Origin of the sequence: Geothrix oryzisoli (genome assembly GCF_022808865.1) — a bacterium.
Taxonomy (GTDB): Bacteria; Acidobacteriota; Holophagae; order Holophagales; family Holophagaceae; genus Geothrix; species Geothrix oryzisoli.
Window position 1 is genome coordinate 335043 of record NZ_JAKZLB010000001.1, and the last position, 12289, is coordinate 347331.

Genomic DNA, 12289 nt, shown 5'->3' on the forward strand with positions numbered 1-12289 from the left:
ATGGCGCTGGAAGGATCCCTCCGGGACTTCGACCTCTTCTCCCTGTTCAACATGATCAAGATCCAGGGGAAGAACGGCACCCTGGTGCTGTCCCAGGGGCAGGAGTTCGTCAAAGTCTTCTTCGAGAACGGCGAGATCGTCGGTTGTGATTCCAACCAGGTCCGCATGGAGGACCGGCTGGGCACCATGCTCGTGCGCCTGGGCCGGCTCACGGGGGAGGAACTGCTCGCCATGGTGCAGGTCCAGCGGCAGACCCTCAAGCGCATGGGCACGCTCCTGCTGGACAGCGGCAAGGTGACGGCCGCCGATCTGCAGGACGCGCTCTTCAGCCAGGCCACCGCCATCCTGCACCGGACCTTCCGCTGGGTGGAGGGGGATTACCGCTTCGACTCCTTCCTGCCGGCCGACCTGGACCGGGAGCACTTCGTTCCCATCCCGGTCGACACGGTGCTCATGGAGGCCGCCCGCATCCAGGACGAATGGCCCGAGGTGGAGCGCCGGCTGCCGGGCCTTGACACCGCCCTTGGCAAGTCGCCCAGGGCCCAGTCCCTGCACCTGGACATCGACCGCGAGGTCTCCTCCGTGCTGGACGGGAAGGGGCATGTGCATGGCTCCTCGGGGCTCACCCATGAGCAGGAGATGGTCCTCTCCTACTTCGATCACCCCCAGAGCGCCCGGGAGATCATCCAGATCAGCCGCTACGAGGAACTGGATACCTGCAAGGCCGTCGCCGACCTCCTGGAGGCCGGCCTGCTGGAGCCCAAGTCGAACGACGGGAGCGTCAAGGTGTCCCGGCCCTGGGTGGAAGGCCACCCCGACCTGGCCCCGGAGACCTGGGAGCCGAGCCCGCTGTTCTGGCCCCTGGTGGTAATGGGCTTCGCGATTCCGCTGGCCATGTATGTGCCCCACGCGCGCGGATCCATGAACCTGGGACTGGCGAGCCTGGAGCCGATGGATGTCCAGGTGATCCCGGAAGGACCGACCCGCCTCCGGCATGAGTGGGCCCTGCGGATGGCCGCTCCGAAAGATGGGGGCGTGGCGTTGGCGAAGCGGCTTGGGGGCTTCCTGGACGGGAAGAACCCGGTTCCCGATCTGGCTGCCCTCCCCGATCCCATGGTTCCAGCCAAGGCCCCCGAACCGCCTCTTCGGCCCAAGCGATAAGGATTCCCGATGTTCGTGCACCAGCGCCAGGGTTCCCTGGAGGTGATCTGCGGCCCCATGTTCTCCGGCAAGTCGGAGGAGCTCATCCGGCGCATCAAGCGGGCCATCATCGCCCGGCAGAAGGTCCAGGTCTTCAAGCCGGCCCTGGACGACCGCTATGATGTGTCCGCCATCGCCAGCCACAGTCAGCGCAAGCATGACGCCATCCCGGTGAAGGACAGCGTGGAGCTCGCCCGGCACCTGGACCCGGAGGCCCAGGTGGTGGCCCTGGACGAGGTGCAGTTCATGGACGAGGGCCTCATCCCGATCATCGAGGACCTGGCGGATCGTGGCGTTCGCGTCATCGCGGGCGGGCTCGACCAGGACTCCAACGGCGAGCCCTTCGGCATCATGCCCATCCTGCTGGCCAAGGCCGAATACGTCACCAAGCTCCAGGCCATCTGCATGGTGTGCGGCGCGCTGGCCGGGCGCACCCAGCGCATGGTGCAGACCGGCGGCCAGGTGCTGGTGGGGGCTGCGGAAGCCTACGAGGCCCGCTGCCGCCACTGCCACGAGACCCCCCACGCCACAGGGGGACGGCTGCTGGAGGACCCCGCCCAGGGCTCCTGATTTTCCACTTCGTCAAGCCGATTCCCGACATGACATCCATTGGCGGGTGTGGGGCGGAATGTGACTCCGGACCGGTTCCGGGGCGGCGGTAGACTGGCCCCGGCGCGCTGCTGCAGCGCCGTTCAGCCCCACCGCCCGAGGCTTCAGGGCACACCAGGAGATCCCCCATGGCCGGCGCCTACGCCACCTTCACCCACATCACCGACTACATGGGCTTCGAGGGCCTGCTCACCGAGGAAGAGCGGATGATCCGCGAGACCGCGCGGAAGTTCGTCAATGCCGAGGTGCTGCCCATCATCGAGAAGCACGCCCAGGACCAGACCTTCCCCAAGCACCTCATCCCCAAGATGGGCGAGTTGGGCTTCTACGGCCCTTCGCTGCCCGAGGAATATGGCTGCATGGGCGTGTCCAACGTCGCCTACGGCCTGCTGATGTACGAACTCGAGCGCGGCGACTCTGGCCTGCGTTCCTTCGCCTCCGTGCAGGGCAGCCTCGTGATGTGGCCCATCTACGCGTACGGTAGCGAAGAGCAGAAGAAATACTGGCTGCCCAAGCTGGCCGCAGGCGAGAAGATCGGCTGCTTCGGCCTCACCGAGCCTGATTTCGGTTCCAACCCCGGCGGCATGCTCACGAAGGCCGTGCGCGAACCCGGCGGCAAGTGGCGCATCAACGGCACCAAGATGTGGATCACCAACGGCACCGTGGCCGACGTGGCCGTGGTGTGGGCCCAGACCGAAGACGGCATCCGCGGCTTCCTGGTGGAGAAGGGCACCCCCGGCTTCAGCGCCCCGGAGATGAAGGGCAAGTGGAGCCTGCGCGCCTCCACCACCTCCGAGCTGGTGCTCGAAGACGTGATTGTGGACGAGAAGGCCAGCCTGCTGCCCAACGTGAAGGGCCTGAAAGGCCCCCTCGGCTGCCTCACCCAGGCCCGCTACGGCATCGCCTGGGGTGCCCTCGGCGCCGCCGACGCCTGCTACCAGTGCGCGCTCGACTACGCGAAGAGCCGCATCCAGTTCGACAAGCCCATCGCCAGCTTCCAGCTCCAGCAGGAGAAGCTGGCCTGGATGGTCACCGAGCTCACCAAGGGTCAGCTGCTGGTGCACCAGCTGGGCCGCCTCAAGGACGCCAAGACCTACACGCCCGCCCAGGTCTCCATGGCCAAGATGAACAACGTGAACGTCTCCCTCGAGATCTGCCGCAAGGCCCGCACCATCCTGGGCGCCAACGGCATCCTCGACGAGTACCCGGTCATGCGCCACATGGCCAACCTCGAAAGTGTCTACACCTACGAGGGCACGCACGACATGCACACCCTCGTCATCGGCCAGGAAGTGACGGGGATCCCCGCGTACCGCTGAGCGCCGTTCCCGCCGCAGAAAACGGGCCGCAGGGTCCGTTTTCTGCGTATAGAATGCCGGATGCCCCAACTCTTCCGGGTCCTGTCCATCGACGGCGGCGGCATCCGCGGCCTGATCCCGGCCCTGGTGCTGGCGGAGCTGGAACGGCAGACAGGCCGCGCCATCTCCGACTGCTTCGACTTGATCGCGGGCACCAGCACGGGAGGCATCCTGGCCCTGGGGCTCGCCATGCCGGGGGAGGGTGGGCGGCCCCGCTACTCGGCCCAGGATCTGGCTGGACTCTACGTGCGGGAGGGCGCGCGGATCTTCGATGAAAGCCCATGGCGGCGGCTCACGAATCCCATGGGGCTGCGGGCGGCCAAGTACCCGAGCGACGGCGTCGAGGGGGTGCTGGCGCAGTATTTCGGAGAGGCCCGCCTCAAAGAGGCCCTCGTGGAAGTCCTGGTGACGGCCTATGACCTGGAGAAGCGGGACGCCTTCTTCTACCGCCGCCGCAGGGCCCGGGCGGACGCCCGCTACGATGTGCCCATGCGGGTGGCCGCCCGCGCCACCAGCGCGGCGCCCACCTACTTCGAACCGACCCTGGTGACCTGGCCCGGCGAGCGCGATGTGCTCGTGGACGGCGGCGTCTTTGCCAACAATCCCGCCATGTGCGCCTATGCAGAGGCCCGGCAGGCCCCGTCAGGAGGAGCGGACATCCTCCTGGTCTCCCTCGGCACGGGCCTCTACACGCGGCCCTACCGCTACGAAGATGCCAAGGGCTGGGGGGTGGCCGGCTGGGCCCGTCCCATCTTGGATGTCATCTTTGATGGCGTGGCCGACACTGTGGACTACCAGCTGCGTCAGCTCCTGCCTGCCGGCATGGACGGCATCCCGCGCTACCGGCGCTTCCAGACCGACCTCGATGCGGGCCTCAGCGAGATGGACGACACCAGCCCTGAACACCTGGAGGGGCTCCATCGCGCCGCCGAGGCCATCCTCCAGCGCCAGTCCGCCGACATGGCAGCCCTGGTGAGGCAACTCGCAGGCTAGGCAGACCCTAGTGCGTCTTCTCGGTCCGCACCACGAGGACGTCGCAGGGCGCCAGCCGCACCACGCGGGCGGCGGTGCTGCCGAAGAGGAGCCGCTCCAGCGTGGAGTGGCCGACCTGGGCCACCACCAGCAGCGTCTTCGTGTCCGCCTCGGAGACCAGCTCCTCGGCGGGGCCACCCCACTTCACGACGACCTGGGAATCCCCGTACGGCTTCACCCAGGACTCCAGCTGCTCCCGCGCGTGGTCCTCCATGCTCTTGAGCCAGGCGGGGTCGGGCAGGGCGATCTGCGCCTCGGGCAGCATGGGCGCGGGGGGCTGTAGGACATGCATGGCGACCAGGGGCACGCCCATGCGGGCCGCCCAGGTCCCAGCCCGTTCCAGAGCCTGCTTCGAGGCTTCGGAGAAGTCCACACCCACCAACACCCGTGTGATCACGGCGTCCTCCGCTTGGATGCCCCCAAGATACGTCCAGGTCATCGATCGGTGCCGGTTTTTTTCAGGGGGGGCTTGAAATAGAAGTTGCAACACATATAATGGGTTCAGGAGGCGCCATGATCACGCTGCGATCTGCCGGGGCCCGGGGCCACTTCGATTTCGGATGGCTGGACACCCACCACACCTTCTCCTTCGGAGAGTATTTCGATCCTGAACACACCCAGTTCCGTGCCCTGCGCGTGCTGAATGAGGACCGGGTCCAGCCCGGCAAGGGCTTCGGCACCCACGGCCACCGGGACATGGAGATCCTCACCTGGGTTCTCTCGGGCGCCCTGGAACACCGCGACAGCCTGGGCACCCACGGGGTCATACGGCCCGGCGAGGCCCAGGTCATGAGCGCCGGCACGGGCATCCGGCACAGCGAGTTCAATGCCTCGGGCACGGACCCGGTGCATTTCCTCCAGATCTGGATCCTGCCGGAACGGCAGGGCCTGGCTCCCCGCTATGACCAGGTGGCCTTCGGCGCCGAGGATCTGGAGGACCGCCTGCGCTTGATCGCCAGCCCGGATGGTTCCGAGGGCTCGGTGAAGCTCTTCCAGGATGTGAAGGTCTACGCGGCCCGCCTGGGCACCGGCCGCGAGGTCCAGGCCGCGCTGCCCGTGGGGCGCTCCGGCTTCCTCCAGGTGGCCCAGGGCTCCGTGACGCTGAACGGCACCGCCATGAACGCCGGGGATGCCGCCCGCATCGAAGGAGAGCCGTCGCTCACGGTGGTGGCCGGCATGCCTTCCGAAATCCTGTTCTTCGACTTGGCCTGAGGAGGTCCCATGTCCTTCAAACCCGTTTCCATCATCGTTCCAGGCCTCCCCACCGAGGACGGCAACCGCGTGCCCCTCACCCGCCTGGTACCCGGACAGGGGCACCGGGGCGCGGATGCCTTCCGCGCCATGGACCCCTTCCTGCTCATGGACCACTTCGGTCCGATGGTGCTGCCGCCGGGCACGGATGCGGGCTTCCCGCCCCACCCCCACCGCGGCTTCCAGACCCTCACCTACCTCATCCAGGGCGCCTTCCGGCATCGCGACAGCACGGGCGGCTCCGGCCTGCTCCAGCCCGGCGGCGCCCAGCTGATGAACGCGGGCGCGGGCATCGTCCACGAGGAGATGCCGGTGCCGGAACACCTGGAGACCGGCGGCCCCATCGAGGGCGTGCAGCTCTGGATCAACCTGCCCAAGGCGGACAAGGGTTCCGCCCCCGGCTACACGGATCTCCAACCGGAAGCCATGCCCTGGCAGGCGCTCCCCGGCGGCCGCATCCGCGTGCTGGCGGGCACCTGGGCCGGTGTGACGGGCCCCGCCCAGACCCCGGCGCGGATCGCCTACGCCCACCTGGAGCTGGAGGCTGGAGCCCGCTTCCAGCAGGCGATTCCGGAGGGCTGGATCGCCGCCGTGGTGCCTTTGCACGGCACCGTCCGGGTGGAGGGCACTGAGGTTCCCGCGGATACCGTGGCCCTGCTGGGCGAAGGAGACACCCTGGCGCTGGAAACGGTGACACCCGCGAGCCTCATGCTGCTCGCGGGGGAACCGATCCGCGAACCCATCGCCCACTACGGTCCCTTCGTGATGAACACCCGCGAGGAAATCGAGCAGGCCATCCGGGACTACCAGGAAGGCCGCATGGGGTACCTCGACTGATCAGATCGGCTTCGCTTCCAGCTTCCGGCCCAGGGTGAACCTCCCCTGGGCCAGTTTCTGGATGGCTCGGGCCAGGCCTTCGCGGCTGCAGGCCAGCTCGGTGCTCCAGGCCTCCAGGGGCACTTCGCCGCCCTCGGGGTGATCCTCGATCCAGGCCTGCCACAGGTCTGCGAGGGCCGCCGCATCCGGCTCCTGGCGGTCCCGCCAGCTGCGCTCCTGGGGGCGCTTCGGTTCGTAAAACGATTGGCCACGCAGCTTATCGGGCAGGAAAGTCTGCTCCCGGTCGTAGTCGTCATGGGAGTAGTGGTAGCCTGCGCCGCGGCCCGCCTTGCGGGCGGTGCTGGTGTGGGCGTCGCGGATGGCCTCGGGGATGGGCGCGTCGTCGGCCGCCAGGGCCGCGTCCACGGCCAGCACGGTGGCGTTGCTCTTGGGGGCGTTGGCGGTGTAGATGATGGCCTGGGCCAAGGGGATGCGAGCCTCGGGCCAGCCGATCTGCTCTACGGCGCGGCTGGCGGCCTCGCAGAGGATGAAGGCCTGGGGATCGGCGTTGCCCACATCCTCGGCGGCGCAGACCATCAGGCGCCGGGCGATGAAGCGCGGATCCTCGCCGCCGCGGATCATGCGGCTGAGGTAGTAGAGGGCTGCGTCCGCATCCGAGCCCCGCAGGCTCTTCTGGAAGGCGCTGGCCAGGTCGTAGTGGCCGTCGGCACGGTCGAACATCATGCGCCCGCCCAGGGCGCCCTGGAGGGATTCCAGGTCCGGATCCGGCATCTCCATCCAGGTCTCCAGGCCCGAGAGCGCCGAGCGCAGGTCGCCGCCGGCCCAGTGGGAGAGCCATTCGAAGACTTCGGCAGGCTCCGGCTGCCCTGGCCGCTCCCTGGCCCAGGCCCGCTTGAGCACCTGCTGGATGTGGGTGGGCTCCAGGGCCTTGAGGGCGATGAGCTGGCAGCGACTGCGGAGCGCGGGATTCAGGTAGAAGGCCGGGTTTTCAGTGGTGGCGCCGATGAGGATGGCCTCGCCGCGCTCCAGGAAGGGCAGCAGGATGTCCTGCTGGGCCCGGTTGAAGCGGTGGATCTCGTCGAGGAACACCACGGGCGGCACCGTGCGGAACAGGGGCATCTCGCGGCTGTCCGCCAGGAACTTCTTCAGCTCCGCCGCGCTGCCGCTGACACCCGAGAACTCCATGAAGCCGTGCCCCGTGGCCTCCGCCAGGATGCGGGCCAGAGTGGTCTTGCCCGTACCCGGCGGCCCCCACATGACCATGGAGGGCAGGCGACCCCCGGCGGTCAGCCGGGTCAGGGCACCCTTGGGGCCCAGCAGGTGGGCCTGGCCCACCACCTCATCAAGGGTGGCGGGGCGGAGGCGCTCGGGAAGGGGAATGTGGGACATGGTCGGCCGGACCTCCAGACTAGCCGCTGTGCTAGGCTCCCCGCATGACCCAGCTTCCGGCCTACGAGCGCGACCCCTATCTGGACCACCTCGAGACCCGCATCCTGCGCAGTGGAGAGGGGAAGGGCCGTCCTTTCGTGATCCTGGAGGACACTGTCTTCTACCCTGAGGGCGGAGGGCAGCCCTGCGACCTGGGCACGGTGAACGGTGTGGCCGTGCTGGATGTCCAGAAACAGGCCGACGGAATCTGGCACGAGCTGGCTTCACCGCTGGCCGAAGGGCCAGCCTCGCTGGCCCTGGACTGGGCCCGCCGGTTCGACCACATGCAGCAGCACACGGGCCAGCACCTGCTCACGGCGGTGGCCCAGGACCGATTCCGGTGGGGGACCACCGCCTTCCACCTGGGGCCCCGGGTTTGCGACATCGAGCTGGACGCGCCCGCCATCTCCCCGGGGGATCTGGAGCGGCTCGAAGAGGCCGTCGCCGCGGAGATCCGCGCCCGGCGGGAGATCTCCGCCCGCTGGGTGAGCCCCGAGGCCTATGGCCAGGAGGCGGTCCGCTCGCGGGGGCTGCCCGAGGGCCACACCGGCGACATCCGTCTCGTCGAGATCGCCGGGGTGGATCTGAACACCTGCGGCGGCACGCACCTGCGTCATACCGGCGAGATCGAGGCCCTGAAGCTGCTCGGGACCGAAAGCATCCGGGGCGGCACCCGGCTCTTCTACGCCGCCGGCGGCCGGATGCGGCACCGGCTCGGCAGCCACGAAGCCCGCAATGCCGCGCTGCGCACCCTGCTGGGCGCACCGGATGAGGACCTGGTGCCCGCCCTCCAGATCCGGCTGGACCAGCTGCTGGCTCTGGAACGGCGTCACCGCAAGCTCGAGGAGGAACTGGCGGAATACCAGGCCGCGGCCCTGGCCGCGCGGCCCGGGCCTCTGGTGGAAGCCCATCTGGAAGGGAAGGACATGGCCTTCCTCCAGAAGCTGGCCCGGGGCATCCTGGCGGCGGATCCCGCCAAGGCCGTGTTCCTGACCTCGGATCAGGGTGGGCAGGGCCTGTTCCTGCTGAGTGCGGGCGAGGATTCCCGGCTGGAGGTGCCGGTGGCCGGCAAGGCCGTGGCGGCCCTCCTGGGCGCCAAGGGGGGCGGTTCCGGGAAGACCTTCCAGGGCAAGGCCCCAGGCTTGTCTGCGCGGGCCGAGGCGCTAGCCTGCCTGCGGGACCAGGAGGTCTGATCCGATGGGCTCCTGGCCGCCGCGCCTCCTGAAGCTGCTGGTCTGGGGTCTCGGCCTCTATGCGGGGTTCTGCTTCCTGGCCTTCCTGGTCCAGCGGCGGATGATGTATTTCCCCGATCGCGAAATCGAGCCGGAGGCCGTCCAGCGGGCCGTGGGCGCCCGGCTGGTGCCCTGGCGGGATGCGAAGGGGAGCGTGCTGGGCTGGCGGCGGGCGGCGAGATCGGCGGCTCCCCGGGTCCTGGTGCTGCACGGGAACGCCGGCGATGCCCTGGGCCGGGTGGACTATCTTCCGGTGCTGGAGGCCGCGGGTTTCGAGGGCGTGCTGCTCGATTACCCGGGCTATGGTCCCCGGGAAGGTGATCCTGCGGAGGCGGCCCTGGTGGCCGATGCGCGGGCGGCCCTGCGCCAGCTGAAAGCGGAATCCGCCGCGCCGGTGCTCCTGCTGGGGGAGAGCCTCGGGTCCGGCGTGGCGGTGCAGGTGGCCGCCGCCGAACCGGGCCAGGTGGCCGGGCTGCTCCTGGCCGTGCCCTTCGCGCGGATGACCGAGGTGGCCGCGCACCACTACCCGTACCTCCCGATGGGCCTGATCATGAGGGACCGCTGGGACAGCCTGGCGGCGCTTCGCGGCTATCCAGGCCCGGTGGCGGTCCTGATCGCGGGTCGGGACGAGGTCGTGGGGGCCGAGCAGGGGCGGAAGCTGGCCCGGGAGGCCACGGGTCCGGCCCAGGTCTGGGAAGTCTCCGGGGCCGCCCACAACAGCCTGCCCATGGTCCCCGGCCGCCCCCCCTGGCCCGAGGCCCTGAGGTTTCTGCGGAACCGCATGGCGATGGGACAATGAGCCCATGGACCTGATCTACCTCGACCACAACGCCACCACCGCCCTCGATCCCGAGGTCTTCGAAGCCATGCGTCCCTGGTTCACGGAGCGCTTCGGCAATGCCAGCGCGGCCTATGCCCTGGGCCACTTGTCGGATGGCGCGGTGGTCGCGGCCCGGGAGCAGGTGGCGGCCCTGGTGGGCTGCACCCCGGCGGAGGTCGTCTTCACCTCGGGCGGCACCGAGAGCCTCAACCATGCCTTCCGCGGGGTGTGGGAAGGCTTCCCGGCCAAGCGCCATCTGGTGACGACCGCGGTGGAGCACCCTGCGGTGCGGGCGCTGGTGCAGTGGTGGAAGGGGCAGGGCGGCGAGGCCACCGATGTGGGGGTGGATGAGTCGGGCCAGCTGGATCTGGGGGCCCTGGAGGCCGCTGTGCGGTCGGACACGGCCCTGGTGGCGGTCATGGCCGCCAACAACGAGTCCGGCGTGCTCTTCCCCGTGGCCGAGGCCGCCCGCATCGCGAAGGCCAAGGGCGCGCTCTTCCTGGTGGATGCCACCCAGGCCATGGGGAAGATCCCCGTGGATGCCGCGGCCTGGGGTGCGGACCTGCTCTGCCTCAGCGGCCACAAGTTCCACGGTCCCAAAGGCACCGGCCTGCTCATGATCCGCCGGGGGGTGCGCCTGAAGCCGCTGATGCTGGGCGGCTCCCAGGAGCGCGGTCGGCGGGGCGGCACCGAGAACGTGCCGGGGATCGTGGGGCTGGGCAAGGCCGCGGAGCTGGCGCAGGCCCGGCTGCCGGAGATGGAGCGTGTGCGCGGCCTGCGGGATGCCTTCGAGGCGCGCCTGCTCCGGGAGATCCCCGAAGTCCTCATCCATGGCGCCTCCGCCGACCGCCTGCCGAACACGAGCCTCCTGGGTTTCGCGGGCCTCGAAGGCGAGGCTCTGCAACTGAGGCTGGCCGAGCAGGGCATCTGTGTGTCGACCGGCAGCGCCTGCAGCACGGGCATGCGGGAGCCCAGCCATGTGCTGCGCGCCATGCGCGTGCCCGATGCTTACGCGCGGGGCACCGTGCGCTTCAGCCTCGGCCGGGGCACCACCAGCCTCCAGCTCCAGGAGGTGGCCGATCTGCTTCCCGGGGTGGTGGCGACCCTCAGGTAGGGCCGTGGAGTCGCGATATCTGGCCGGTAAATTACATGAATGATGCATGTTTTTCATAATTCTTTGGCGTGATGCCCAGTGGCATGATGGTCGGAACCGGAGGCGGCGGGTCCTTGCCTCCGGATGAGAGCGCCGCATGACCCTGGAATTCCTCAAACGCCTCGCCCAGGCCCTCCGGCCTGTCCCGGGTGAGGCTGGCGGCCCGCGGTGGCGGGCGGCGGCCTACCTCGATCGGGGCCATCTCGGGGAAGCCCGACTGGCCCTGGATCACCGAGGGCGAGGGATGGCCTTGTGGGAGAACGGCGGAAACCTGTGGACCATGCCCATGGGTCCCGCTGCTTCGCCGGCCCTCCTGCGCCTCCCCTTCGGCGAGGGGGCGAACCCCAGACTTGCTTTGAGCCCGGAGGGGCGGGGTCTGGCGGTCTGGTTGGCCGAGCGGGGTGCGGAGCGACAGATTCTCGGCAAGGTCCTGGGGGCCAGGGGAGGCCCGGAGAATGTGGTGTTCCGGACGCACGGCTCCGTCCGCCGGCTCCAGGTCACGGTGGACCGCCGGGGGAACGCGCTCGTGGTGTGGCTCCACGAGAGGGTGGGGCGGATCGAGGTCATGGCCCAGTCCTTCGACACGCGGGGCGGGGCCTGGGATACGGGGCCCATCGTCCTCGGCCGCCCCTCGGACCCCGAGGCCTCGCCGCGGCTCGCATCGAACCACCGGGAGCACGCCATGGTGCTCTGGGAGGCCCAGGACAGCCTCTTCGAAGGGCTGATGGCCAGCCACTACTGGCCTTCGGAGCGGATCTGGTCGGACCGCCCGGTTCCCGTGGTCACCCATCTGGCCCACCACCATCAAGTGGCCATGGATGACCACGGGAATGCCCTCGCCCTGTGGATCCACGCACCCTACGGCCAGCGGGGGGCCCTGGAGGCGAGTTTCTACGATGTCCAGGCCGGCGACTGGAGCGAGCCCGCCACGCTGGCCAGGGCTCAGGAGATCTCTTTCCCGCGCCTGCTCATGAACGGGGCCGGCGAAGCCCTGGCCACCTGGAGCCAGCGCGAGAGCGGGGGGGTCTCCTGCCTGTTCTCGAAGGCCTTCCGGGAACGGGCCTGGGAAGCCGATGCGGAGTGCCTCGGCCACGATCCCGGGCGGTACCACGACTACGCCATCGACCTGAGTGCCGACGGGCGCGCCGGCCTCCTGGTGGTGCAGCGCGGCGCAGCCGGGGACCAGGTCTCGCTGCGGATCCGTCAAGGCGCCTGGTCGGCGCCCAGGGTGATGGGCTCTGCTCCGGGTTCTACCTGCGATTCCCCCAGGATCGCCCTCTGTCCCCGAGGGACCTCCCTCCTCTGGACTCAGGGAACCGGAGCCGAGAAGACCTTGATCCTGGTGAACTCCCAGGGCTCCGAGCCTTGA

12 protein-coding genes are annotated in these 12289 nt (G+C 69.3%); 10 read left to right on the forward strand and 2 right to left on the reverse strand.

Annotation, left to right across the window (positions count from 1 at the left end; genetic code table 11):
- The 4 genes from MLE43_RS01490 (at position 1) to MLE43_RS01505 (ending at position 4160) form a co-directional block, all read left to right on the forward strand.
- Positions 1-1161: a DUF4388 domain-containing protein gene (locus tag MLE43_RS01490; RefSeq protein WP_243301012.1), complete on the forward strand. Its 1161-nt coding sequence runs from the start codon at positions 1-3 to the stop codon at positions 1159-1161.
- 9 nt (positions 1162-1170) lie between these two features.
- Entirely contained in the window at positions 1171-1770 is a 600-nt protein-coding gene (locus MLE43_RS01495; protein WP_243301013.1) for a thymidine kinase, read from the forward strand.
- Positions 1771-1937: 167 nt separating this feature from the next.
- The gene (locus MLE43_RS01500; protein ID WP_243301017.1) at positions 1938-3128 is read left to right on the forward strand and encodes an acyl-CoA dehydrogenase family protein; all 1191 of its coding nucleotides are present in this window, start codon (positions 1938-1940) and stop codon (positions 3126-3128) included.
- A 60-nt stretch (positions 3129-3188) separates the two neighbouring features.
- A complete protein-coding gene (locus MLE43_RS01505) occupies positions 3189-4160 on the forward strand; it encodes a patatin-like phospholipase family protein (RefSeq protein WP_243301020.1) in 972 nt (323 codons plus the stop codon).
- Between the two features lie 7 nt (positions 4161-4167).
- Here the strand turns inward: MLE43_RS01505 and MLE43_RS01510 are convergent, their stop codons facing one another.
- On the reverse strand, positions 4168-4596 hold the full coding sequence (locus MLE43_RS01510; protein WP_243301021.1) for a universal stress protein: 429 nt from the start codon (positions 4594-4596) through the stop codon (positions 4168-4170).
- A gap of 116 nt (positions 4597-4712) precedes the next feature.
- Here MLE43_RS01510 and MLE43_RS01515 point away from each other — a divergent pair, with 116 nt between their 5' ends.
- Both MLE43_RS01515 and MLE43_RS01520 read left to right on the forward strand, forming a co-directional pair.
- Complete coding sequence (locus tag MLE43_RS01515) at positions 4713-5411, forward strand: pirin family protein (protein ID WP_243301022.1); 699 nt, start codon at positions 4713-4715, stop codon at positions 5409-5411.
- A gap of 9 nt (positions 5412-5420) precedes the next feature.
- Positions 5421-6287 (forward strand): pirin family protein, encoded by an 867-nt coding sequence (locus MLE43_RS01520; RefSeq protein ID WP_243301023.1) that lies wholly within the window; start codon positions 5421-5423, stop codon positions 6285-6287.
- Here the strand turns inward: MLE43_RS01520 and MLE43_RS01525 are convergent, their stop codons facing one another.
- A complete protein-coding gene (locus tag MLE43_RS01525) occupies positions 6288-7676 on the reverse strand; it encodes a replication-associated recombination protein A (protein WP_243301024.1) in 1389 nt (462 codons plus the stop codon).
- Positions 7677-7720: 44 nt separating this feature from the next.
- Between MLE43_RS01525 and MLE43_RS01530 the strand changes: the two genes are divergently transcribed.
- The 4 genes from MLE43_RS01530 (at position 7721) to MLE43_RS01545 (ending at position 12289) form a co-directional block, all read left to right on the forward strand.
- The gene (locus MLE43_RS01530; RefSeq protein ID WP_243301025.1) at positions 7721-8908 is read left to right on the forward strand and encodes an alanyl-tRNA editing protein; all 1188 of its coding nucleotides are present in this window, start codon (positions 7721-7723) and stop codon (positions 8906-8908) included.
- 4 nt (positions 8909-8912) lie between these two features.
- Complete coding sequence (locus MLE43_RS01535; protein ID WP_243301027.1) at positions 8913-9746, forward strand: alpha/beta hydrolase; 834 nt, start codon at positions 8913-8915, stop codon at positions 9744-9746.
- 4 nt (positions 9747-9750) lie between these two features.
- Positions 9751-10881, forward strand: a complete 1131-nt coding sequence (locus MLE43_RS01540) for a cysteine desulfurase family protein (protein ID WP_243301029.1) — start codon at positions 9751-9753, stop codon at positions 10879-10881.
- Positions 10882-11017: 136 nt separating this feature from the next.
- Positions 11018-12289 carry a hypothetical protein gene (locus MLE43_RS01545; protein WP_243301030.1) on the forward strand — a complete coding sequence of 424 codons (1272 nt, stop codon included), beginning with the start codon at positions 11018-11020 and terminating at the stop codon, positions 12287-12289.

Coding starts and splice junctions, on each gene's coding strand:
- MLE43_RS01540 (WP_243301029.1), top strand. CDS start 9,751: ATGGACCTGATCTACCTCGACCACAACGCCACCACCGCCCTCGATCCC.
- MLE43_RS01515 (WP_243301022.1), top strand. CDS start 4,713: ATGATCACGCTGCGATCTGCCGGGGCCCGGGGCCACTTCGATTTCGGA.
- MLE43_RS01530 (WP_243301025.1), top strand. CDS start 7,721: ATGACCCAGCTTCCGGCCTACGAGCGCGACCCCTATCTGGACCACCTC.
- MLE43_RS01490 (WP_243301012.1), top strand. CDS start 1: ATGGCGCTGGAAGGATCCCTCCGGGACTTCGACCTCTTCTCCCTGTTC.
- MLE43_RS01520 (WP_243301023.1), top strand. CDS start 5,421: ATGTCCTTCAAACCCGTTTCCATCATCGTTCCAGGCCTCCCCACCGAG.
- MLE43_RS01500 (WP_243301017.1), top strand. CDS start 1,938: ATGGCCGGCGCCTACGCCACCTTCACCCACATCACCGACTACATGGGC.
- MLE43_RS01525 (WP_243301024.1), bottom strand. CDS start 7,676: ATGTCCCACATTCCCCTTCCCGAGCGCCTCCGCCCCGCCACCCTTGAT.
- MLE43_RS01505 (WP_243301020.1), top strand. CDS start 3,189: ATGCCCCAACTCTTCCGGGTCCTGTCCATCGACGGCGGCGGCATCCGC.
- MLE43_RS01545 (WP_243301030.1), top strand. CDS start 11,018: ATGACCCTGGAATTCCTCAAACGCCTCGCCCAGGCCCTCCGGCCTGTC.
- MLE43_RS01535 (WP_243301027.1), top strand. CDS start 8,913: ATGGGCTCCTGGCCGCCGCGCCTCCTGAAGCTGCTGGTCTGGGGTCTC.
- MLE43_RS01495 (WP_243301013.1), top strand. CDS start 1,171: ATGTTCGTGCACCAGCGCCAGGGTTCCCTGGAGGTGATCTGCGGCCCC.